This is a genomic window from Bosea vestrisii, from assembly GCF_030144325.1.
GTDB lineage: Bacteria > Pseudomonadota > Alphaproteobacteria > Rhizobiales > Beijerinckiaceae > Allobosea > Allobosea vestrisii_A.
This window is the reverse complement of the sequence record NZ_CP126307.1, coordinates 3420476-3442407: the sequence shown is the minus strand read 5'-3', so window position 1 is coordinate 3442407 and position 21932 is coordinate 3420476. Positions and strand designations below refer to the sequence as shown.

At 65.0% G+C, this 21932-nt stretch carries 20 protein-coding genes and 3 pseudogenes; 10 read left to right on the top strand and 13 right to left on the bottom strand.

From position 1 onward, the window contains the following. The first annotated feature begins 26 nt into the window (after window positions 1-26). The 6 genes and pseudogenes from QO058_RS17090 to QO058_RS17065 all read left to right on the top strand — a co-directional run. Window positions 27-632, top strand: coding sequence for a TetR/AcrR family transcriptional regulator (locus QO058_RS17090; protein ID WP_284172935.1), 606 nt, complete (start codon window positions 27-29; stop codon window positions 630-632). Next, complete coding sequence (locus QO058_RS17085) at window positions 629-988, top strand: hotdog family protein (protein ID WP_284167485.1); 360 nt, start codon at window positions 629-631, stop codon at window positions 986-988. The genes QO058_RS17090 and QO058_RS17085 overlap by 4 nt, the downstream gene beginning before the upstream one ends. Beyond that, the gene (locus QO058_RS17080; protein ID WP_284167484.1) at window positions 961-1110 is read left to right on the top strand and encodes a PaaI family thioesterase; all 150 of its coding nucleotides are present in this window, start codon (window positions 961-963) and stop codon (window positions 1108-1110) included. Before QO058_RS17085 ends, QO058_RS17080 begins: the two co-directional genes overlap by 28 nt. Further along, window positions 1110-2366, top strand: a complete 1257-nt coding sequence (locus tag QO058_RS17075) for a multidrug effflux MFS transporter (protein ID WP_284167483.1) — start codon at window positions 1110-1112, stop codon at window positions 2364-2366. The genes QO058_RS17080 and QO058_RS17075 overlap by 1 nt, the downstream gene beginning before the upstream one ends. Beyond that, window positions 2367-2525, top strand: a complete 159-nt coding sequence (locus QO058_RS31445; RefSeq protein ID WP_432211946.1) for a beta-ketoacyl synthase N-terminal-like domain-containing protein — start codon at window positions 2367-2369, stop codon at window positions 2523-2525. It begins immediately after the preceding gene. Continuing rightward, a pseudogene (locus QO058_RS17065) lies at window positions 2452-2790 on the top strand (Rossmann-fold NAD(P)-binding domain-containing protein); the annotation flags it as partial. The gene QO058_RS31445 and the pseudogene QO058_RS17065, both read left to right, overlap by 74 nt. Window positions 2791-2943: 153 nt before the next feature. On the opposite strand, the gene QO058_RS17060 reads toward QO058_RS17065, so the two are convergent. From QO058_RS17060 to QO058_RS17030, 7 genes are all read right to left on the bottom strand, one after another. Continuing rightward, window positions 2944-3285 (bottom strand): 2Fe-2S iron-sulfur cluster-binding protein, encoded by a 342-nt coding sequence (locus QO058_RS17060; RefSeq protein WP_284167482.1) that lies wholly within the window; start codon window positions 3283-3285, stop codon window positions 2944-2946. Then, on the bottom strand, window positions 3282-5057 hold the full coding sequence (locus QO058_RS17055) for a molybdopterin dinucleotide binding domain-containing protein (RefSeq protein WP_284167481.1): 1776 nt from the start codon (window positions 5055-5057) through the stop codon (window positions 3282-3284). Before QO058_RS17055 ends, QO058_RS17060 begins: the two co-directional genes overlap by 4 nt. After that, window positions 4949-6325, bottom strand: a complete 1377-nt coding sequence (locus QO058_RS17050) for a molybdopterin-dependent oxidoreductase (protein ID WP_284167480.1) — start codon at window positions 6323-6325, stop codon at window positions 4949-4951. Before QO058_RS17050 ends, QO058_RS17055 begins: the two co-directional genes overlap by 109 nt. 92 nt (window positions 6326-6417) lie before the next feature. Continuing rightward, entirely contained in the window at window positions 6418-7479 is a 1062-nt protein-coding gene (locus QO058_RS17045; protein WP_284167479.1) for an ABC transporter ATP-binding protein, read from the bottom strand. Between the two features lie 10 nt (window positions 7480-7489). After that, window positions 7490-8314: an ABC transporter permease gene (locus QO058_RS17040; protein ID WP_284167478.1), complete on the bottom strand. Its 825-nt coding sequence runs from the start codon at window positions 8312-8314 to the stop codon at window positions 7490-7492. Window positions 8315-8316: 2 nt separating this feature from the next. Beyond that, window positions 8317-9231, bottom strand: coding sequence for an ABC transporter permease (locus QO058_RS17035; RefSeq protein ID WP_284167477.1), 915 nt, complete (start codon window positions 9229-9231; stop codon window positions 8317-8319). Continuing rightward, window positions 9228-10292, bottom strand: coding sequence for an ABC transporter substrate-binding protein (locus QO058_RS17030; RefSeq protein ID WP_284167476.1), 1065 nt, complete (start codon window positions 10290-10292; stop codon window positions 9228-9230). Before QO058_RS17030 ends, QO058_RS17035 begins: the two co-directional genes overlap by 4 nt. Window positions 10293-10469: 177 nt before the next feature. Between QO058_RS17030 and QO058_RS17025 the strand changes: the two genes are divergently transcribed. Next, window positions 10470-11183, top strand: a complete 714-nt coding sequence (locus QO058_RS17025) for a response regulator transcription factor (protein WP_347976588.1) — start codon at window positions 10470-10472, stop codon at window positions 11181-11183. On the opposite strand, the gene QO058_RS17020 is transcribed toward QO058_RS17025, so the two are convergent. From QO058_RS17020 to QO058_RS17000, 5 genes and pseudogenes are all read right to left on the bottom strand, one after another. Then, entirely contained in the window at window positions 11164-13296 is a 2133-nt protein-coding gene (locus QO058_RS17020; RefSeq protein ID WP_284167475.1) for a response regulator, read from the bottom strand. The genes QO058_RS17025 and QO058_RS17020 overlap by 20 nt on opposite strands. Window positions 13297-13615: 319 nt before the next feature. Next, window positions 13616-14032: a tannase/feruloyl esterase family alpha/beta hydrolase gene (locus QO058_RS17015; RefSeq protein WP_284167474.1), complete on the bottom strand. Its 417-nt coding sequence runs from the start codon at window positions 14030-14032 to the stop codon at window positions 13616-13618. 2 nt (window positions 14033-14034) lie between these two features. After that, window positions 14035-15294 carry a tannase/feruloyl esterase family alpha/beta hydrolase gene (locus QO058_RS17010; RefSeq protein ID WP_284167473.1) on the bottom strand — a complete coding sequence of 420 codons (1260 nt, stop codon included), beginning with the start codon at window positions 15292-15294 and terminating at the stop codon, window positions 14035-14037. A 235-nt stretch (window positions 15295-15529) separates the two neighbouring features. Next, a complete protein-coding gene (locus QO058_RS17005; protein ID WP_284167472.1) occupies window positions 15530-16477 on the bottom strand; it encodes a Bug family tripartite tricarboxylate transporter substrate binding protein in 948 nt (315 codons plus the stop codon). A gap of 73 nt (window positions 16478-16550) precedes the next feature. Next, window positions 16551-17620: pseudogene (locus QO058_RS17000) on the bottom strand (mandelate racemase/muconate lactonizing enzyme family protein). Window positions 17621-17788: 168 nt separating this feature from the next. Here QO058_RS17000 and QO058_RS16995 point away from each other — a divergent pair. Next, entirely contained in the window at window positions 17789-18724 is a 936-nt protein-coding gene (locus QO058_RS16995) for a LysR family transcriptional regulator (RefSeq protein WP_284167470.1), read from the top strand. Between the two features lie 790 nt (window positions 18725-19514). On the opposite strand, the gene QO058_RS16990 is transcribed toward QO058_RS16995, so the two are convergent. Further along, window positions 19515-20012, bottom strand: coding sequence for an Lrp/AsnC family transcriptional regulator (locus QO058_RS16990; protein WP_284167469.1), 498 nt, complete (start codon window positions 20010-20012; stop codon window positions 19515-19517). Window positions 20013-20173: 161 nt separating this feature from the next. Between QO058_RS16990 and ald the strand changes: the two are divergent. Both ald and QO058_RS16980 read left to right on the top strand, forming a co-directional pair. Then, window positions 20174-21288: pseudogene (ald, locus tag QO058_RS16985) on the top strand (alanine dehydrogenase). Window positions 21289-21452: 164 nt separating this feature from the next. Continuing rightward, the gene (locus tag QO058_RS16980) at window positions 21453-21827 is read left to right on the top strand and encodes a VOC family protein (RefSeq protein ID WP_284167468.1); all 375 of its coding nucleotides are present in this window, start codon (window positions 21453-21455) and stop codon (window positions 21825-21827) included. Window positions 21828-21932 lie beyond the last annotated feature (105 nt).

Here is a 21932-nt window from a genome sequence, read left to right as displayed (position 1 = left end):
AACGCAATCTAATTATGGAGGTTCCGATGAGGGTCAGTCGCGTCCAGGCTGAGGAAAACCGGCAGACGGTTATTGATGTGGCGAGCCGCCTTTTCCGGGAGCACGGCTTCGACGGCATTGGCCTCAAGGATTTGATGGCGGGTGCCGGGCTGACGCAGGGCGCCTTCTACAAGCAGTTTGAATCCAAGGACGACCTTGCGGCGCAGGCGTCCCGGCGCGCTTTGGAGAGCGCCTCGGGCAGGTGGTCGGCCGCCGCCCAGACCAATCCGCAGAACCCGCTATCGGCCGTGGTCGACTTCTATCTCAGCATGGGGCATCGCGCGGAGAGGATGGATGGCTGCCCCGTCGTCGCGCTCGGCTCGGATGCTGCCAGGCAAGGCCCGGACGTGAAGGCGTCCTTCGAAGCCGGGATCAAGGAATATCTGGAAATGCTGGGCGGCTGGGTCGGCAAGGAGGGCGGCGAGGAGCCGAGCAGCAAGGCCATGGTCGTTCTCTCGACCATGGTCGGCGCGGTGCTCCTCTCGCGCGCTGTCAACGACGAGCAGATGTCGAAGCGGTTTCTGAAGGCGGCCGCCGAGAGCGTGCTGGCGGAGTCGTCTGCGGATGATGCCGGGCAAGGAGCGCGCCAATGACGACGTCTCCGGCCGAAATGCGCAGCGCCACTGTTTCAATCGCCGACCTGGCGGGCTGGTCCGGGCTCGAGCTCGTTGCACGGCTGGCGGACGGGAGCGTCCGCCGCCCGCTGAGGGCGGAGACGCTGCCTTTCACCTTGCTTCCTCCGGAGGAAGGCAAGGTCGCGCTCCTGGCCACGCCCGAGCCGCGCTTTTGCAACCTGACCAATACGGTTCACGGCGGCTGGATCATGACGATGCTCGACTCCGTCATGGCGCCCAGACGACGCTTTCACCCGGCGAAACCTGTCCGTCGCATGAAACCACCGCCAAGTTTGTCCGCCCGCTCTTGGCCGATTCCGGCGAAGTGCGTGTGAGCGGCCATGTGGTCTCGCGCGGCCGGAGCGTGATCACGCTGGAGGGCAGTATCGAGGACGCGCAAGGGCGGCTCTGCGCGCATGGCAGCTCGACCTGCCTGGTCGTGGGCAGGAAGCTGTGATGTCCGCGCGTTCGATCGCAACCCCGGCCCCTTCCGAGCGCCTGACCGGCGGAATCCTGTTCTTGCTCGCCGGTCTGGCGGCGCTCGGCGCGCTTGCCACCAACATCATCCTTCCGGCCTTTCCGCGGATGGGCGCCGAGCTTGCGATTTCCTCACGGGAACTCGGTCTCCTGCTCAGCAGCTTCTTCGTCGCGTTCGCGCTCGGGCAGCTTGTGGTCGGGCCGCTCTCCGACCAGTTCGGCCGCAAATGGCTGGTGCTGGGAGGGCTTGCGGTCTTCACCGCGGGCAGCATCGTTTGCGCACTGGCCGGTACTTTGCCCCTGCTGGTTTTAGGGCGGATCATTCAGGCGCTGGGAGCCTGCGCGGCTTCGGTCCTGTCGCGCGCCATTGCACGCGATCTGTTTGACGGTGAGGCGCTCGGCCGGGCCCTGGCGCTCACCATGATCGCCGGGGCGGTTGCGCCGGGCTTTTCGCCGCTGCTAGGCAGTATCCTGTCCGGCCTGTTCGGGTGGCGGATCACCTTCCTGGTCGTTGCAGTCTTCGGCGTAGCGCTCGCGTTGCACTATGTCGCTCGCATCGGGGAATCCCATCCTCTCGACCGCAGAACGCCGCTGAGGCTTCCGGCCGTGGCATCCGCTTATGGCCGCCTTGCCGCCGATCCTCGCTTTTTATTGCCCGCGCTTGCGGTGAGCCTCGTCATCGGCGGGCTTTACAGTTTCTTCGCGGCCGCCCCTGGCGTGCTGATGAACGAGCTGGGCCTCAGCGCATTGCAGCTCGGATTGTCGTTCGCGGCGACGGTTCTGGTCGTCTTTCTGGCAGGCTTTTTCGCGCCGCGCCTGGCGCATCGCCGGGGCCAGCGCACCGTCGGCATGATTGGCCTGTTCATCGCGCTCGCGGGCAGTGTCGGCATGTTCGCGTTCGCGGCAGCACCGACCTTCACGACCTTCACCATAGCGATCGCGCTGTATCTGTTTGGGATGGGTTTGATCAATCCGCTCGGCACAGCAATCGCGCTTCATCCTTTCGGGCGCCAGGCCGGGCTTGCATCGGCGCTGCTCGGCTTTCTGCAGATGGGCTGCGCCGCCATCGGCGCGTCGTTTGCCAGTGCCTTGCCATTTCCGCCGTCTGTTTCCCTTGCTGCCGTCCTGACCACGGGTTCGGCGCTGGCCCTTCTGGTCTTTCTTCCGGTCGCGCTGCGCCAGCCCCTGGCGGCGCCGAGCGGTCCTGGCAGCGTGCCGGAATCGACAGGAGGATAGATGCGACGGATTGTTATCACAGGTCTTGGAGCGGTCACGCCACTCGCCGCAGGTGTCGAAGCATCCTGGTCGCGTCTTCTCGCCGCTCGACCACGAACTGCGCACGTTTGGGATTCGGGTTGTGCTGGTCGAGCCGGCCTATACCCGAACGTCGTTTGAACAAAACCTCGCAAAGCCAGACCGGGCGTTGGACATCTATGATGCCGCACGCGCCGGCATGAACGGGGTCTTGCGCAAAGCGATCGAAACCGGCGATGCGCCTGAAGCCGTGGCGAGGACGATCCTTGAAGCGGCGAGCGCGCCCTCCCCGAAGAGACGCTACGCAGCGGGGAAAATGGCGCGCCAGGTCAGTCTGCTGCGCCGTTTCGTCCCTGCATCTGCGTTCGACAAAAGCCTACGAAAGCAGAACGGGTTGCCGGTCTGAGGGCGACATCAGCGACATCGGCAGCGATCATTCGGACAGTGCCGCGAAAGGACATCCAACAATAACGGGATGATCGGCTCTGGAAACATCGGCGCGAGGCTAGCGCAGCAGCTCGCCAGCAGCGGTCACTATATCCGACGGTCAATTCGGCCGTCAAAGCGAGATGACCAGGTCTGAAAGCGGCACTGCCTGGCAGGTTAGGCATTGGTGGGGTTCGCCGTCGAAATCGACGAGATGGGCGAAGCGGCCGTCCAGGACCTTCACGATGCAGCTCTCGCATTGGCCGACCCGACAGCCGCTCGGGAGTGGCAATCCCGCGGCAAGTGCTGCTTCGAGGATGGACCGCGAAGGCGCTCTCCATGTGAAGCTCTCGCTCGTCCCGGCGATGGCGATCTTGCGAGACGGCAGCGCCTGGGGGACTTCGTTAGAGGCAGAGAAGGCTTCTGCAAAAATGTCGTAGCGCGGCATCCCGCGCCTGACGAGTTCGGCTATCATCGTGTCGTTGAATTCCGGCGAGCCGCAGAGATAGGCGAGTGGACTCTGCGCCAGCACTTCCGCGATCGCGCCGAGATCCAGCCGACCGTCCTGCTGGAAACGTCCGGTATCGCGATCTGCGTCCCTTGGCCTGGGTAGGCGGTGACGCGCTTAAGCGTCGGGATTGCGCGAGCGAGTTCGTCGAGACGATCGGCAAGCGGATGTTCCGACCCACTGCGGCAGCCATGCAGCAAATGGATCGGATGCTCCGGTTGCGGGTGGAGTTGCGCGATCGTTTCCAGATAGCCGGCGAAGGGCGTGATGCCGATGCCGTTGGCGAGCAGGATCAGCGGGCGCGCGCTGCGGACAGGGATGGTGAAGACACCGCCGGGCGCCTCGATCAGCACTTCGTCACCCGGGCGAAGGGATTGAACCTGGCGCGACAGCGAAACTGATTGCTCCGGGCGGGCGCTGTCCCACCGCACGGAGAGGGACAGTTCCTCTGGGGAGCGGGCGTTGCCCGTCAGCGAGTATGCTCTTGCCGGCGACTGGCCAGGGAGCCGCAGAACCACATGCTGTCCCGGTAGAAAATCCGGCAGGCCTTCGTCGTCGCAGGGAGCGAGCGACAATGTGACGGCGGACGAGCCTTCCGGCTGCGCGTCTGCGACGCGAAACCGGCGGGTGCCGGACCAACGTCCCCGGTTCACGCCGGGGGTGGCCTCGATGTCGCAAGTGACCGCGCGCAGCGGCACGGAACCACTGATCGGGTCGCGCTGCAGGTCGCTGAGGACGGCGTTGACGTTGACGGTGTCCTCGCCCTCGACGGCTCCCCCGTCCCGCCCCAGCGGCTCGCAATCTTCCCACCAGCCGAACTCGGCGACGACCGTGCGCGCGTCGAGCGCCCCATTCAGGCGAACGCGCAGCCGGGCCGCGCCATGTCGCGTGCGCAACCGGATCCAGTCGCCGGTGATGACGCCCCGTGCGGTCGCGAGGTCCGGACTGATCTCGACCGAAGGATCGGGAGCCTTGCGGCGCAGTGAGGCGATAGCGCGGTGGGAGGTGTGGACGAAGAAACCGCTCTTGGCGGTCGTCAGCACCAGAGGCAGGGCATCGCCGGAGGCCGGCCCGTCCCGTGGCTCGACGAAATCCGGCAAGGCGTCGTGACCGTGCTCGTGCAGGCGCTGGGAGTAGAGCTCGACGCGCCGGGTCGGAGTATTGAAGCCGCGCACGCGTCCGCTCTCGTCTGCATTGGCGAATTTCCGATGCGAGAAAGGCTGCGGAACCCGCATACCATCCGGCCTGTCGCGCAGATCCTTGACGGTGATGCCGAGCGGGGCGAGCTGATGATTCCAGCCGGCGGCGATATCCCCGCCGAAGAAACGGTCGCCGAAACCCATGCGCGTCGCCAGAGACATGACGATCTCGTAGTCGGCGCGGCTCTCGGCGAAGCGCGGCAGCATGCTCCTGCGGAACTGGATGGTTTCCGCCGCAGTTTGCGTTATCTCGAAGCCGATGCGCAGTGCGTCGCGCTCCCAGGGCATGCTGACGGGTAGGACCAGATCGGCGCATTCGGCAGTCGGGTTCATGAACATGTCGGCATGGACATGGAATTCGAGCGCATGCAGTGCCGCGAGGTTGCGGCTGGTATCGATCTGCGAGACGGCGAAGTTGGTGCCGAAGCTCATCAGCGCCCGGACGGGGTAGGGGCGCTTCTCGATCGCCGCCGCGGCGAAGTCGCGTGCGGTGATCCAGCCATGGGCAGGAGGGCCGAGCGGCAGATCGGCCAGTCCCAACGCCTTTTGAGTTGCCCGGGCGGCAGCAGCGAGAGGTCATTGATGGCGTTTGCCGGTGGCGGCACCGTCCAGATATTGCCGCCTTCGCGATCGCAGGAGCCGACCAGGGCAGCAAGCGTAGCGATTGCCCGCTCGGTCATGGTGGCGTTTGTGTGCTGTCCGACGCCCGTCCAAGTATAGTAGGCGAGGCGAGGGGCGCCCTCTAGCAAGGCGTAGAAGGCGGCGATGTCCGACGGCTCTAGCCAGGTGACCTCGGCGACGCGCTCGGGCGAATAGCTCCTGGCCCGCTCGGACAGAAGCGTGAAGGCGGTGGCGGCGGTCACATGCCGGCCGTCCAGCGTCGTCAGCGGGATGCGTCCTTGAAGCGTCACGGATAGCCCATCGGCCAGGCACGCGCGCGTATCGTAGGGCTCGACGCGGCCATCAGCGCGGAGCACGAGAAAGGCGTCGCCGCCGGCGCCTTCGACGACCTCGGCGGCCTTGACGAAGGCACCGGTTCGCTCGTCGACGAGCAGGGGGCCGTTGGTCCAGTTTCGCACGAAGGCGTCGTCATAGCGGCGGGTCTCGATCAGATGCCTGATGGCCCCCATCGCAAGCGCGCCATCCGCCCCCGGACGGATCCGCATCCAGAGATCGGCCTGCTGGCCCGACCCGTCGGGCTTGGGATCGACGACGACGACCTTGGCGCCGCGCCGGCGCGCCTCGGCGACGCGGCTGGCCTGGGCGAGCCAGGTCCGCGCCGGATTATGTCCCCAGAGCAGAATGAGCTCGGCCTTGTCGTAATCAGGCACGCCGAGGCCCCGGCCGAAGGTCAGCGCGTGGGCATAATCCTTGTGCCAACCGCAGACCTCGATCGCGTAAATCAGGTTGGGGCTCCCGAAGCAGCGGATGAAGCGCTCGACCCAGTCATAGCTGTCGACGATCGGCGTACCGCTGAAGGTGGTGAGCGCAAAGGCCACGGCCTCCGCCCCGGATTCTGAGCGGATCGCCAGCAGGCGCTGCGCGATCTCGTCGAGGGCCTCGTCCCAGCCGATCTCCGCCCAGCGAACCGGGATCTCGCCCTTCGCGCTCAGCCGGCGCAGGGGACGGCGCAAACGCTTCGGACTATGGACCATCTCCGGGGCGGCGCGCCCCTTGGCGCAGAGCGCGCCGCCGGTCGGGTGATCGGCGCGCGGTTCGACGCCGACCATCCGATCGCCGTCGACGAGCGTGATCGAGCCGCAGCGCGACCGGCACAGCGTGCAGTATCCCGGATGCCTCTCGATCATGATGCGCACCTCCGCCGACTGCGCAGCCCAGCCGCTTGCCGGCGGCTCTTCGTGTAGTTTGGAACTCGGTCGTCTGCCGCTGGTCGCTGCGGTCAGAACAGCATCGCTGCTCCCGTCGGCCAGGACGCGACGACCGTCTGCCCCGGCCGCAGATCGTCCCCGCTCGGAAGATCGGCGTTCTGGCGATGCACGACGATCGGCATGCCCGAGCCCATCCGCACGACGATTTCCGTCAACGAACCGCGATAGACCACGTCCTCGACCGTCGCGGGCACGGTGCAGACGTCGGAGCCCATGCCGGCATCGGCCTGCAGCGAGATCTGTTCCGGCCGTACGGCGAAAGCGGTGACCCCAGCCGCGCCCCGATCGGGCGATACCGCGAAGTGCTCGCCTCCCTTCGTCAGGAAGCTGCCTGCGGACTCGATGCTGCCGGCGAAGATGTTGGTGAGCCCGATGAATTCGGCGACGAAGCGGCTGGCGGGGCGCTGATAGATCTCGCGCGGCGTGCCGACCTGTTCGACCTTTCCGGCCGACATCACGACGATCCGGTCCGCGACCGCCAGCGCCTCATCCTGATCATGCGTGACGAAGATCGTGGTCAGGCCCAGGCGGGATTGGAGGCGCCTGAGATCGGTGCGCACCTCGTGCCGCAGCTTGGCGTCGAGCGCCGAGAGCGGTTCGTCGAGGAGCAGGACCTCCGGTTCGTAGACGATGGCGCGGGCGAGCGCGACGCGCTGCTGCTGGCCCCCAGAAAGCTGCTTCGGCAGGCGGTCGGCGAGATGGTCGAGCTTGACGAGCGCCAGCGCCTCCTGCACGCGGCGCTCGGCCTGCGTGCGGTCGATCCCGCGCATTTCCAGCCCGAACACGACGTTCTGCGCGACGCTCATGTGCGGGAAGAGCGCGTAGCCCTGGAAGACGAGCCCGGCATTGCGCAGATAGGGCGGCAGGTCGGTCACGTCGCGCGTGCCGAAGCGGATGCTGCCTTCGCTCGCCAGCGTCAGCCCCGCGATCATGCGCAAGGTTGTGGTCTTGCCGCAGCCCGACGGGCCGAGGAAGGCGACGAACTCGCCCTGGCCGATCTCGAGCGAGACACGGTCGACCGTGGTCAGGGCGCCGTAGCGCTTGGTGACGTCCTGAAGGGATATTTGCGACATGGGGGGCCTCTCAGAAGGCTCGCGCCAGTTTGAAGTAGCGATCGGTGATGATGAGGCCGGCCGCGATCAGGGCGATCTGGACGGTGGCGACCGCGGCGATGGTCGGATCGACGCTCCATTCCAGATAGTTGACGATGACGATCGGCAGCGTGGTCGTGCCCGGTCCGACCAGGAAGATCGATTTCTCGAGGTCGACGAAGGAGACGACGAAGGAGAAGAGCGCGCCCGCGACGACGCCGGGCCGGATCACTGGCCATGTCACGCGTCGAAAGGCCGTGAACGGACGCGCGCCCATCGTCAGCGCAGCTTCGCGCAGCTGCGGATCGACACCGAGCAGCGAAGCGGTCACGAGCCGCACCGTCCAGGGCAGGGCGATCAGGCTGTGGGCGATCACCAGCCCCGTGAAGGTGGTCGCGACCTGGACGCCGGTCACGATCTCGGCCTCGATCAGGAACATATAGAAGGCCGCGCCCGCCACGATGCCCGGCACGATCAGCGGCGCCAGCAGCAGCGACTGGATCGCCTCGCGCCCAGGAAAGCGCCCGCGCGCCAGCACCACGGAGGCCGGGATGCCGACCGCGAGGCTGATCGCGGTGGCGAGCACGCCGAGCTTCAGGCTGGTCGCGAAGCCGTCGCGGAAGCGCGGCATCTCCCAAGCCGTCGCGTACCAGCTCAGCGTATAGCCGGTCGGCGGGAAGCTGATGATCTTGTTCTCGAAGAAGCTCACCCAGATGATCGCGACCAGCGGGGCGAGCACCATGACGAATGCCAGGATGCAGCCGCCGATCATCGCCGGCCTGAAGGAACGCGTCACGGAGATGCCGGTGTGTTGCATGGTCAAAGCGCCCCGTAGCGCTTCTGCAGGGTGATGCTGGACAGCACGGTCAAGGCGAACGTCACCCCCATGAGGATGAAGGCCAGAGTCGCGGCGAAGGGCCAGTTGTAGACCTTGATCGCCTGCTCGTAGACCTTGGGTGCCATCATCTGGAAGGACGGCCCGCCGATCAGCACGGGTGTTGCATAGGCGTTCACCGCCAGCACGAAGCAGAGCAGGCAGCCGGAGAAGACGCCGGGCATGGCGAGCGGCAGCGTCACGCGGAAGAACGTCGTCCAGGGGCGTGCCCCCATGGTCGCGGCCGCCTCCTCATAGGTTTCGCCGATGCCCTCGAACACGCTCTGCAGCGAGATGATCATGAAGGGCAGCAGCACGGCGATCAGGCCGATGACGACGGCCGAACCCGTATAGAGGATGCGCACCGGCTCGGAGATGACGCCGGTGACCAGCAGCGCCGAGTTGATCAGACCCTTGTCGGCGAGCAGGACCATCCAGCCGGCGGCGCGAACGGCATTGCCCATTAGCAGAGGAATGACGGTCGCCAGGATCAGCGCGGTCTTGAGCCTGCGGCTCGGCACCCGGCTGATGACATAGGCCGCCGGCACGCCAAGCAGCAGGCAGATCGCCGTGCAGGCCAGGGCGACCGTCAGCGTCCGCGCCAGGATCCAGAGATAGAAGGGATCGCCGAAGAAGCGGGTGTAGTTCTCTACCCCGAAGCCCGACACCTCCGTAGCCGCCGGGTCGAAATGCGCGAGGCTGTAGCGCGCCATCAGCACCAGCGGCAGCATCAGCCCTGCCAGAACCAGCGCCAGGCTCGGAGCCAACAGCCAGCCGGCATCCGATCGGGGCCCGCGTCGGACGGGGCGGCCCGGCGCAGCGGCCGCGCCGCCCTCGTCGACCATGGTGGCGGCGGTCAAGCCTTGAATTCCTTGTTCCACCACTCGACCCATTTCGGGTCGCTCTTGGCCGCATAGGGGTAGTCGACGAAGTTCAGCTTCGCGATCTGGTCCTGCGTGAACTCGAGGCGCTTGCGTTCCTCCGGCGGAAGTTCGGCGTTGTCGGTGACGACCGAATAGGAAGTCGCCTGCGAGATGGCGCCCATCGGCTTGGGCTGCAGCATCGCTTCGAGATAGCTGTAGGTCGCCTCGACATTGCGCGCCTTCTTGGGGATGCCGGCGCCGAAGGAGATGAAGATCGCGCCTTCCTTCGGATAGGCCCAGCGGATCGGCAACCCTTCCTTCTCCCACTGCACGGCACGCGCGCTGTAGTTCGCCGAGATCCAGATCTCCTCGGACTGGAAAGCCCCCGCGAGAGCCTGATGCGAGGGGTAGAGCCGCGGCTGCACTGCTTTCTTCATGTCCAGCAGCGCCGGGAACGCCTTCGAGACGTCGCCCATCGTGCCGCCATGGCTCAGCGAGGCGGCATAGATGTAGTTGAAGTGCAACTGGTCCATGACGCCGACGCGGCCGGCATATTTCGGGTTCCAGAGGTCGGCGAAGCTCGTCGGCGGCTCGGGGATCTTGGCCGGGTTGTAGAGCACGACGACGCCGCCATAGATGGCCGGCACGAGATAGGGCAGGCGCAGTTTCTCGATGATGTTCTTGCCGCTGGCGAGGCGGGACATGTCGAGCGTTTCGAGCACGCCCTGCGCGCTCATCTCATATGCGTCGGCGTCGCTGAGCCAGGTCACGTCGATGCTGCCGCGGGGCAGGCGCCGCTCGGCCAGAAGCTTCGTCTTGCGCTCCGGAACGGGTGCCAGATCGTGGACGATGCGAAGCGGCGAGCCGCCGAAGGCCGGCGCCTCGAATCCCCTCACGATACGATCGTTCCAGTCGCCGCCCCAGTTGGAGACGACGAGTTCGCCGGTCGCCTGGGCCTGCGCGCCGCGCGGCAACATCGCCGCCGCGCCCAGCGCCGTGCCGGCTGCGAGGAACCGGCGCCGGTCGAGCCGGCCGGGAAAAGCTGTCAGGTCTGTCACGGTTGCTCCCCTGCTTGCTGGCCGGCGTTTGCGCCGGCAGCGCGGGCTGCTTCGGCCCGACAAGCAGATTAGGTGACGCGCATTTCGGCGATGTGTTGAAAATGTTTCATCAAGGTTTCATGATCGAGGGCGCCTGCCCGGCGCGAAGGCAGGGCGTTCCGGCAGGAGAGGCGAGCCATCAAGAGGATTCTGCTCATCGAGGACGACGACACGTTCGGGCTGCTGCTCGCCGCCTATTTCAGGACGGCCGGCTACGCGACGGACCGTGCCACCTCGGCGAAGGAAGGTCTGCGCAAGCTCGACTCGGGTACCTGGGACGCCGCGATCGTAGACCTGACGCTACCCGACGAGGACGGCATCGTGCTGACGCGGATGCTGCGCGCCCGCTCGTCGATCCCGATCATCGTCTCGACGGGCCGGAGCGGCCGCGAAGACCGGCTCGCCGCGCTGGAACTCGGTGCGGATGATTTCGTCACGAAGCCGTTCGAGCCGCGCGAGCTGGTGCTGCGGCTCAACAACATCCTGCGCCGCAGCGAGCGGCGCGCGCGCCCGTCTGGCTCCCGCCTGTCCTGTGCGGGCGGCGAGCTCGATCTGGCGGGGCACGCGCTCGTCGCCCCCTCGGGAGAATGCCTTGATCTCGGCGCGACCGAGTTCGCGCTGTTGAGGTTTCTGGCGCGCAATCCTGACCGTGTGCTGACCCGCGCCCAGATCATCGACGCCATCGCCGAAGGCGAGCCGCCTGAATCGGAGCGCGCGGTCGATATCAGGATGTCACGGCTGCGCCACCGCCTGAAGTCGATCGGCCTCGACGCCGCTCTGCTGAAGACGGTTCACGGCGCCGGTTACAAGCTGACCCTGCCGCGCAGGCCGCTTAGTCCGGCGGGGCTGTGACCTCGAGGTCCAGCGCGTAGAGTTCCATCTGCGCGATCGCCTTGGCGAGCATGTCCTTCAAAGCGCCGCGTTGCTCCGGCGTCAGCGCCGAGGCGTTGCGTTCGTCGCGTTGCGCGTTACTCGCCAGTTCGTCCAACCCGAGAAGGCCCGCGACCGCGTGGACCTTGTGCAGCAGCCGGCGGAGCGCCTCGCCGTCCTCCGAAGCGAGCTTCTCGATGGTCTCGCCGAAGGTCGCGATGCCGGTCGCGACAATCGAGGCGACGCTGTCGTGGCCGATATCCGCCACCATGCGGTCGAGCGGCGTCCTGTCGAAGACACGGGCGCTTTCGGCACGCGGAAAGCGGACACGCTCGCCGGGCCCGAGCGCGCCATGCCCCGCCAGATCCCGCCGGACCGAGACGAGCAGCTCGCCAAGATCGTCGAACTCGACCGGCTTCTCGATGAAGCCGGTGAAGCCCGCGGCGAGATAGGCCTTGATGTCCTCGGGCATCACATTGCCGGTCATGGCGATGATCGCAAAGCCGGGGCCGCCCAGCTTTTCCGCCGCGATCCGCCGCGCTATCTCGATGCCTGATATCTCCGGCATCGAGATGTCGAGGAGCACGGCGTCGTAGCCCCCTGCGCGCAACGCCCTCATGCCCTCCTGTCCGTCATGCGCGGTTGCGACATTGTGCCCGAGTCGCTGCAGCAGGGCGTCCGCCACGATGAGATTGGTCTGCTCGTCGTCGATGACGAGGATGTTGAGGGGCGGCCCCGGCTGGAGCTTTTCACTCGCGGCCGGCACCACGCGCGGATGATCCTGCTCGCCTGCCGGCCTGACCGGAATGGTGATCCAGGCGCGCGTTCCGCCGCGCGGGCCAGGTCCGATGCCGAGACGTGCACCGATCGCGACGGCCAGTTCCTCGCTAATCGATAGCCCGAGGCCCAGGCCCTCGACTCCGGCCGTGACATGTTCCCGCTGCCGGGCATAGGGTTGGAGCATCCGGCCCGTCAGCCGCGGCGCTATGCCGGGGCCTGAATCGGTGACGGAGATTTCGAGGACGTCCTGGCCTCCGGGCGGCGAACGCAGCGAGCACGCCAGCGTGATCGAGCCGGAAGGCGTGTATTTCACCGCGTTGCCGAGCAGGTTGAACAGGATTTGCCGCAGGCGCCGCGGGTCTGTCACGAAGTGGCCCGGGAGCGTCGTCTCGATGCGGGAGCGCATGGCGAGGCCCTTCTGCACCGTCATGGTCCGGGCGATGTTGACCATCTCCTGCATGAAGGGTCTGGTCTCGACGGTCTCAAGACGGATGTCGATTTGCCCCGACTGCACCTTGGCGATGTCCAGCACGTCGTTGAGCACGTCGCGCATCGCCCGCGAGGCGCCGACGAGGCTGTCTATCATCGCTCGCTGCCGCTTCGGCAAGGCCTCGCCGGCGAGGATCTGGGCAATCCCGAGGATGACGTTGAGCGGGTTGCGCAGCTCATGCCCGACCTTGGCGATGAAGGCCGTCCGTGCCGCGGCCTCGGACTCCGCCTTGGCGCGCGCCGCTCGCAAATCCCGCTCGCGCTCCTTCAGCACGGTGATGTCCGCGCGGATGCTGGTCGTGCCGCCGAAGGCGGTCCGCCGCTCGCTGACCTGGATCCAGCGTCCGTCCGAGAGGTGCTGCTCGAAGAAGCCGATGCCGGCCTGGTGGAAGGAGATGCGCCGCTCCGCCCAGGTCTTGCTGTTCTCGTCGATCTGGAAGACGCCGCGCGCGACGCTCTCGTGGACGACGTCGCTGAAGCGCATGCCAGGCTTCATCATGTCCGCGACCAGTGGATAGAGACGCCGGTACTGCTCGTTGCAGATGATCATCCGGTCCTGGTCGTCATACAGGACGAATGCTTCGGGCAGGGCTTCGATGCCCTCGATCAGCGCGGCGGTAAGCTCGTTGGGGCGCGCTGCAGGGAGGCTGTCTCCCCAGTCCGCGACGCCGCTCGCGACGGCGTCGCTCCGGAACCCCGAAAGACGAGCGCCCTCGAACTCGGGACGCTCCGGCCACACCACGATCGTCGCCGCCAGGACGCCGCTGTCCGCCTTCAGCGATGCCAGCACCTCGCTAAGCCGTATCTGCTCGGCCCCAGTCGTCACGAGGGGATCGCCAGCATGGACGGCTCGAGCGTCCGGCGCAGCTGCCTCATCGCAGCTATCCTGCGCCGGCCTCCACGATATCCGCCCGGTGGCGGCTTTCCAGTGCCAAAAGATGATCATGCACCAGCAGGGGCCCCGCAGCGCCTCGATGTGGTCGATGCCACCTGACCATCACGCTCGGATTCCAGATACGCGTCAACCAGAGCGGCACGATCGCCGGGCGCTACTCGTTGCGGGGCCGATCGCGGTCCTGGCGTTGAGCAGCCGCCGCTCGCCGATACGCGCGGAGTTGGCACCGCGGACAGTCCGCGGTCACGCGTCACCTCGCGCAAGTGAAGCTCGTAGCTTGGTCTGGGTCGCCACCTTGATATCTGGGGTAGCTCGGGTATTCGCAGAGCGGGCGGGCACGGCCCGGCTTGAAGTGCGTATCAGTAATGACTGGAGCCGTCGGCGCGGCGCCGCCGGCGACCCACGCATCCAGTGCGCCGAGAACGTCCCAGCTCGGATTGAAGGAGACTCCGAAGCCGCTATGGGCAGTGCCGGGCACCTCGTAGAACCTTAAGAACTGGGAGACAGCCTCATTGCCCATGGTGGCGACGAGGCGCTCGTAATAATCGGCCGACGCTTGAGGCGGCACGATCTGATCGGCGAGACCATGCATCAAGATGATCTTGCCGCCGCGCTTTTGGAAGCTGGAGAGATTTGTGCCGCTCATGTCGAGCAATCCGGCGAGCATGCTCAGGCGATCCTGCCACTCGCCTGGTCTCTCCGGGTCGATATTCTGCCAGCTTCCCCCGGGTTTCTCGTGACGAAAAAGCGCGCGTACTGGTCGGCGAAAGCATGAAGAAACGGCATGCCGGGAGCAGCGGGATAGGCCGGGGCAACCTTGCCGAGCCCCTGCGTCAACACGCCCTTGGCAAGGTCGTCGGTTTCCCGCCAGCCAAGGTCCACGCCCCAGACGTAAAACCCCGGATAGCCCTTTTCCCCACTCGCGAGCGGTGCGTCGAGCTTCAAGGGGGAGCCCATGACTTTGAGGGCACCAATCTGGACGTCCGAGAGGCAACTGTCGCGGTCGACGGCACCGTCCAGACAGCGCAACGGTCTGCCGTCGACGGTGGCTTTATCGGGATCGAAGGTCTGCTGGCAGGCGCGGGCATTCGAGATCACCTCGTCACGGATGCCATCGAGTCCGTCGCAAGCCTCCAATGCAGCGTCTAGGACGACCTTGCGCTGGGACATCGACAGATAGGCGCCGGGCGCAGCGAAGGCGCGCGCGATGCGACCGAACTGGAGATGGGCCGTGCCAATGTGCGTCGCCGGCCAGAACACCATGGCGCCGTCGAGGTCGTCAGGATACCGCTGGATGAGGCCCAGCGCCTCCTTGCCTCCGTTGGAACTGCCATGAAAGTAGAGCTTCTCGTGAGGCCGCCCGTAACGGAGCTTGATCAGGTGCGTGGCGACATCGCGCGTCTTCTTGACGGAGTCGAAAGCGTAATTCCTCAGGGCCTCCTCATTGAGGGCAAAATCGCCGCGGTTCGCGCCCTCGTGGCCGGAATCGCCGCCAAAGGTGACGAAGCCACGCGCGAGCGGGATCGGCACGTCGGGCGGCTGCAAGCGTAGGGTCCCGCCGGTACTGAGAATCACGCCGTTATAGCCGCCTCCGCCATACATCAGCGCCTTGCCGTTCCAATGCTCCGGGAAATTGACCTCGGCCTTGATAGGTGGTGCCTTCGGATCGACTGGGGCGATCTCGACCAGTACGCGGCAGAATGCGCCGACCGCTTTGGCGCCCGTGCCGGAAGCCGGCTGCGCCGCCACAGACGTGACCTTGGCCCCGCTCGTTGCCAACGACGTCACGCTTGCCGGGATGGAGAGTCCGGCAAGTTCGTCGCAGGCGATCGGCTTCGTCTCGGCTGCCGGCGCCTGGGCGACCTGCTCGGCCCGAGTCGTCGAGGGCAATCCTGCCATCGACGCCACGAAGACGGCAGCGTGGGGCATAAGCCTATGATATCGCAACATGGTATACCTCCCTGCTAGCGAGTGTGTGGCCGGGTGCGAAGCCGATCGATGGTGTTAAACACGCTGGCACGCCGGGGGAGTTCAAGGCTCCGCCGAGCGCTTATCTGAGTGGACGGCCCGGCACGACGTTCGGACACTTGTGTAGGGCCGGCGCCGGCGTCCACGTCACTCCATTCCCACTCTGATCTCGTACCTCACGACCCGGGCTGCTGGCTCACTCGATCGAGATCCCATTCTCTTGCACTACCGCGGCCCATTTGGTGATCTCCCGCCCAATGAACTGCGCGTAATCGTCCGGACTCCCGCCGCCGGCCACATAGCCGCCTGCCGCAAAGCGCTGCTTGATTTTCTCCTCCTTGAGAACCTCGTTGGCGAGCTTGTTCATTTTCTCAACGATAGTGCGCGGTGTCTTGGCGGGCGCCGACAAGCCGAACCAGCCTTGCGCTTCGAATCCTGGGAAACCACTCTCGGCGACAGTCGGGACATCGGGGTAGAGGGGGCTCCGACTGGAGCTCGTCACAGCAAGCGCCCGGATTTTTCCGCCCTGGATATGTGAAAGCGGGATATCGGCGTTGACGATGCCTGCCGAAACATGCCCGCCTAGGATATCGGTGACCAGCGGAGCTGCTCCGCGATAGGGGACATGCCGCACTTTGATCTTTGCGGCGCTCTCAAGCATCGCCAAAGAGAGGTGACCGGATGATCCGGCCCCCGGGCTTGCGAAGGAGAGATCGCCACCAGATCGGCGAGCGCCGGCGATGAGTTCTTCGAGTGTTCGGATCGGCGAAGCCGCTGGCACGATGATCACGTTAGGTGTCATGGCCAACAGGCAGATGTGTTCGAAATCCTTGATTGAATCGTACGACATCCGGGCATAGAGCGAGTGATTCATGGCATTCTGGCCGTTGCCCGACACAAGGATGGTGTACCCGTCGGGCTGCGCCTTCGCGACCGCCGCGGCCGCGATGTTGCCGTTCGCGCCGGGCCGGTTCTCGACCACGAAGCTCTGGCGCAGGCGTTCGGCAAAGCGTTCAGCGAATAGTCGTGCCACAATGTCGGTGCTTCCGCCCGCCGGGAACGGCACGACAAAAGTTGATCCGCGTTCGGGCCAATCCGCAGCGTTTGCCCCTCCTGTCGCGCCGACGGCGACAAGGGAGAGCATGAAGGTCCGCCTCCTCATGAGCATTCTGTCCTCCCATTACTCTTCTTCTTGATGCAGTGGCTGCCGCACTCAGTCAGCGGCAGACCCATGTTTCCCGTCGCCAGGGCTCCAATCGTGCCGCATCCAGGTCGAGCCCTGTTCCCGGAAGATCGGGAATTTCGAGCGTGCCGGTCGCCGTGAGCTTGATCGCGCCCTGGAGCGCGAGAAGCGGATTGCTGGAGATATCGACTTCGACATAGGGATAAGGCGCAGGGCCTCCACCGCGCCGCGCCGGAAGCAGGCTGGCGACCTGCAGTGCCGCCTGATGATTGACGATCGTGCCGAAGACATGGGGCATGACCGGTAGATCGAAGGCCGCCGCCAATGCGGCGATCCGCAGGAAGCCGGTATAACCGCCACAGACCGTGAGATCCGGCTGGAGAATGGACATCGTGCCCGCCACCAGGAAATCGCGGAATGCCCCGGCGCTGGGGAGTGCTTCCCCCCGGCCACGGCCGTCGAAACCGCCCCAGCGACCGCGGCGTATCCCGTGATGTCTTCTGGCTCCACCGGCTCCTCGATCCAGAGCAAATCAGAAGGTTCCATCCGGCGAGCTGACGCGATGGCGGCACGGGCGGTGTAGGCCTGGTTGATGTCGACCATCAGCCCGATCTCGGGGCCCACCAGCTTGCGCGCGTGCGCCAGCATCTCGCCATCGGCTCGCGGAGAGACACCCGCGCGCGGCTTCAATGCGCGATAGCCTTCCCCAAGAGCGTGCTCGATCACGCCGGCGTAGTGTCCGTAGGGTTCGTCGGCGTCCGAGATGAACGGGCCGCTGCCATAGGCGAAGACGTCGCTGCGAAGCGCGCCGCCCAACATGGCGGCGACGCCGACGCCGCGTTCTTGCGCGGCGAGATCGCACAGCGCCATATCGAGCGCAGAGATCGCCATCATGGCAGGCCCTCGGCGATCATAGCCCAGGTTGGCGACCATGTGCTCCCAAAGCGCGCGGTAGCGCGCCGGCGCTGCTCCGATGACGACCTGCGCATAACGTGAGCGAATGATAGCGGCCGCCGCGTCCGGCGACGAAAATACCTCGCCCCAACCGCTTTTGCCGGTATCCGTGACGACTTCCAGCAGAAGGAAATCGCGGCGACGGATCATGGTCCGGGCGTTGCCGATCGCCGGCGCTGGAACGAAGCCGACATGATGGCCGCGGATCTCGGTGACTCGCATCGGGTTCCCACTCACGCGAACGATCGGTAGCGATCTTGACGCTGAAGGGTTCATGCGGGCCAATACAAAGATCGCCTGACTTAATGCCCGTGGATTATGACATTCGACTCCCGTGAACTCTCAGTGCTTCGTGCCGTGATCGAGAAGGGCAGCGTCACTGCAGCGGCCGCGGCGCTGAACGTGTCGCAGCCGGCCGTCAGCCGTACGCTGCAACAGATGGAGGAGCGCATCGGCATCGTCCTGTTCAGGCGCGAAAAGCAGCGACTACATCCGACGCGGGAAACGGAGCTGCTATACCCAGATGTCGTGCAGGCGGTCTCTTCCATCGAGACCGTTGCGCGGCGCGCTCGCGATCTCAGGGAAGGCCGAACAGGCGCACTTCGGATTGCGACGATTGCTGCGTTCGCGAACTCTATCCTGCCTTATGCCATTTCGCGGCTCCGAAGCAGGAAGCCCGGCGTCGAGTTCGTCGTTGAAATCCTGACGGCACGTGATGTCGCCCAACGTGTGGCAAGCTTCAAGAGCGAACTCGGACTGCTGATCGACGCGGCTGCGGTCTCGGGGATCGTCCTGGAGGATCTGTGCACTTCGCACTTTGGCTGCGTACTGCCGAGCGACCACGCCTTGGCGCAGAAGCCGCACCTCACGATCGACGATCTGTCTCGGCAACCCATGATCTGCCTCGACCGGATGTTGCCGCTCGGGGCACTTGCGCATCGAATATTCGAGCGAGCCGACCTCCAACTCCGGCCCGCCGTCGAGGTATCGCAATCGAACATCGCATGCGTGCTCGTTGAGGCCGGCGCAGGCATCGCGTTGATCGACAAGCTTGGCGTCCTCGGGCGGTCCGGATCGGATAAGCTGACTTTCGTCCCGCTTTTCCCAACGGAGACGATTGTCGGACGGCTCGCGCTTCCCGTCGGAACGGCGCAGACCGCGTCATCGCGAGAGTTCTGCGCAGCGCTTCGGGAAGTGGTAGCGGAGCTGGCCGCCACAGATAGCGGCTTCTCGACGCGAGCGCTGCTGACCTGAGTTCGTGCCCGCCGCACCTGTCGTCCAGGCGTTCAACTACTCCGGTGCTCAGATCGATATGCTCGATACGACCACCGCGGTAATCGACGCTTTGCCCATAGTGTAAATCGGCGCACCGATTGACCCCGGTTAGGCATCCAAGTCAGCCCCCGAAAATTAGTCGCAAGACGCTGAGAAGATTAGAGTAATATTGTTGGCAATGGGGTCAGACCGCGTGCCGACGATGGGGCCAAAGCGCCTGCCGCTTCTCATTCTGAAGGGAGAGCTTCCCAAGCCGACCAACCCTCCGTCCGGTTCGCCTCTGTTCGCCCTACCGTGAAAGCGTCGCCTGTAATCCGGCACCCTACTTGCAATTAGCTACGAGCCTGCGAGTGAACCGCTGCCCTTTCTCCGCACTCGCGAGGTCGAACATGTATGGTAACGAGTGAGGCGCAACTGAAACGCTGGTGGACTAACCTCAAGATTGCACGGCCTGTTGATTGTCCGGGAAAGTCAGCTTCCGGCAGTCCGTTTGGGGGCTCGCCAACCAGCAGCAGTGACGCGAGCTCCAGGCTCGGGCTACATGACGAAGGTCTGCCTTCGCGCAATGTCGCAACGTCCGCAGGTGGCGCTGCGCGACCGTGCCCCCTTTGCAGCGCGAGTTTTCGGGCCGGCCGTCCGGCGCTCCATTGAAAGGATGGGCTCGTCACCCGCTCGGACTTCGCGATTGGCGGCAGACCCAGGCTTCAGAAGATCCAGCCCAGCGCGCTTGAGAACTGTCGGCAAGTCCGTCATCTGCCGGGGCGTTTCGCTATCGGTCCGCTTGGCCGTGGCGCCCCTCTGCTGATTGGAGCGGAGGCAGAACAGGCCTCTCTATGACCTGACGGAGCGCAAAGCTTGATTGGATCCGTGCAACGTGCGGCAATCGGGATAACTGCGTCTTGTGAACATGCTCAAAGTCCTCGACGTCTCGGGCGACGACAGTGAGCAGATAATCGTCCTCCCCCGACATCAAGAAGCACCTCAGAACCGAGGGGCATTTGGCGACGGCCTTTTCGAATGCAGAAAGGGCGTCTTCGCTCTGGCTGTTCAGAGCCAATCTGATGATGACGGTGACCCCTAGACCAAGCACCTTCTGGCTCAATCGTGCGTGATAGCCGACGATCACGCCCTCCTCCTCCAGGGCGCGTTGTCGTCGGGCTACTGCTGTAGCGGACAAGCCGACGCGCTCGGCGAGCTTGATATGGCTTGCACGGCCATCTTCCACCAGTTCGGACAAAAGGATGCGCGACAGATTATCTAGAGCCATGTTGTGTTCCTGCGACCACGGCCAAGCTTACGCACGATACTAGCGTCATATCCGCAATCATCGCTTGAATCCGATGACACTGGCGATAATTCCACCGCAATTCGTCGAAATTCGCTCAGGCTCCTGCGCTATTATCGCCGCTCCAAACGCGGGAGGATCAAATGCGCGTAGGCGTTCCCAAGGAAATCAAGGTTCATGAGTACCGGGTCGGCCTGACGCCGGAAGCCGCGCGAGAATATGTGTCTGCCGGGCACGAGGTGCTTGTCGAGACGAATGCCGGTGCTGGCATCTCCGCCTCAGATCAGGCTTACGAAACTGCCGGCGCACGCATCATGGCAACCGCAGCCGAGATTTTTGCCAAAGCTGAGATGATCGTAAAGGTCAAAGAGCCTCAGCCGTCGGAGTGGACCCAGCTTCGCGAAGGACAAATCCTCTTCACGTACCTGCACTTGGCTCCGGATCCGGAGCAGACGGCCGGTCTGCTGAATTCCGGCGTAACCGCGGTCGCCTATGAAACGGTGACGGATCGTTTTGGCGGCCTCCCTCTGCTCGCTCCCATGAGCGAAGTTGCCGGCCGACTTTCGATCGAAGCAGCGGGGTCTTGCCTGCAGCGGCACTCGGGTGGCCGAGGCATCCTGATCGGAGGGGTGCCGGGCGTAGCACCCGCGCGCGTTGCCATCATTGGCGGTGGGGTGGTTGGGACACACGCCGCCCGGATGGCCGCTGGGCTTGGAGCTGACGTTGTCATTCTCGATCGGTCCCTCCCCCGCCTTAGGCAACTGGACGAGCACTTTGGTGGCCGCGCAAGGACGCGCTTTTCCACCCAACAGGCCATCGAAGAAGAGGTGCTCGCGGCCGACGTGGTAATCGGGGCCGTCCTCATTCCGGGCGCAGCAGCCCCCGTCTCGTTTCCCGCGAACAGCTTTCGCGGATGAAACGCGGAGCGGTGCTCGTCGATGTTGCGATCGATCAAGGCGGCTGTTTCGAAACATCCCGACCGACGACGCACGCTTCGCCGACCTTCGAGATCGAAGGGGTCATTCATTATTGCGTCGCCAACATGCCCGGAGCTGTGCCGCTCACATCGAGTTATGCCTTGAACAACGCCACGCTGCCGTTCGGCCTGGCATTGGCGGCACGTGGCCTGAAGGCGATCGAAGAAGACCCGCACCTCGCCGCCGGCCTGAATGTGCATCGAGGCCGAATCACAAATCTCCAGGTCGCCGAGAGCCTCAATAAGCCTCACGTGCCGGTTCAAAAGGCGATTGCCGCCTGATGATCGAGCTCTAGCTTCAAGGGACGACAGGGGGCGGAAGCGCACTGTGATCCTGCCCCCTTTCCGTGCTCTTACAAGTCCTGAAACGCCTCCTTCCGGACCGCACTGGGGGCAGCCGACCACAAGCGAATGTCCCCACCAGCCCTTTTTTGGAGAGAATAAGGATGTTCACTCACGTCATGATAGGCAGCAACGACTTGGAGCGGGCTAGAGTTTTTTACGACGCCACATTCGCCGCGTTAGGAGGCGAGCCGGGCGAGATGGATGCCAGGGGCAGGTTGATCTATGCCCACAACGACGGTCGGCTGATGATCACGAAGCCGATCGACGGCAATCCAGCGACCGCGGCCAACGGTGGGACTATCGGGATCGCCGCGGCGAGCCGTGATCATGTTCTCGCGTGGCATAAGGCGGGCACCACGCATGGTGGGACGGCGATCGAGAGCCCACCCAGCGAGCGCCCGAATGGAGCGTTTGTCGCCTACCTTCGCGATCCGGACGGAAACAAGCTCACCGCGCGCTCTCGGCCGACGAAGTAACACAATCGGCAACAGCCGCGCCGAAGATCATCCCGAATTTCTGGAAATCCGCCGGCAAGCGGGCGGTCCGATCTGGGCCTCTCCTTTCGAATCAATCGGCCCGCC

Bases quoted from the DNA above. Each gene is read 5' to 3' on its own strand.
- QO058_RS17090 (WP_284172935.1), top strand. From the start codon at position 27: ATGAGGGTCAGTCGCGTCCAGGCTGAGGAAAACCGGCAGACGGTTATT.
- QO058_RS17085 (WP_284167485.1), top strand. From the start codon at position 629: ATGACGACGTCTCCGGCCGAAATGCGCAGCGCCACTGTTTCAATCGCC.
- QO058_RS17075 (WP_284167483.1), top strand. From the start codon at position 1,110: ATGTCCGCGCGTTCGATCGCAACCCCGGCCCCTTCCGAGCGCCTGACC.
- QO058_RS31445 (WP_432211946.1), top strand. From the start codon at position 2,367: ATGCGACGGATTGTTATCACAGGTCTTGGAGCGGTCACGCCACTCGCC.
- QO058_RS17060 (WP_284167482.1), bottom strand. From the start codon at position 3,285: ATGATAGCCGAACTCGTCAGGCGCGGGATGCCGCGCTACGACATTTTT.
- QO058_RS17050 (WP_284167480.1), bottom strand. From the start codon at position 6,325: ATGATCGAGAGGCATCCGGGATACTGCACGCTGTGCCGGTCGCGCTGC.
- QO058_RS17045 (WP_284167479.1), bottom strand. From the start codon at position 7,479: ATGTCGCAAATATCCCTTCAGGACGTCACCAAGCGCTACGGCGCCCTG.
- QO058_RS17040 (WP_284167478.1), bottom strand. From the start codon at position 8,314: ATGCAACACACCGGCATCTCCGTGACGCGTTCCTTCAGGCCGGCGATG.
- QO058_RS17015 (WP_284167474.1), bottom strand. From the start codon at position 14,032: ATGCTCGCCGGATTGCTCGACATGAGCGGCACAAATCTCTCCAGCTTC.
- QO058_RS17010 (WP_284167473.1), bottom strand. From the start codon at position 15,294: ATGCCCCACGCTGCCGTCTTCGTGGCGTCGATGGCAGGATTGCCCTCG.
- QO058_RS17005 (WP_284167472.1), bottom strand. From the start codon at position 16,477: ATGCTCTCCCTTGTCGCCGTCGGCGCGACAGGAGGGGCAAACGCTGCG.
- QO058_RS16995 (WP_284167470.1), top strand. From the start codon at position 17,789: ATGACATTCGACTCCCGTGAACTCTCAGTGCTTCGTGCCGTGATCGAG.
- QO058_RS16990 (WP_284167469.1), bottom strand. From the start codon at position 20,012: ATGGCTCTAGATAATCTGTCGCGCATCCTTTTGTCCGAACTGGTGGAA.
- QO058_RS16980 (WP_284167468.1), top strand. From the start codon at position 21,453: ATGTTCACTCACGTCATGATAGGCAGCAACGACTTGGAGCGGGCTAGA.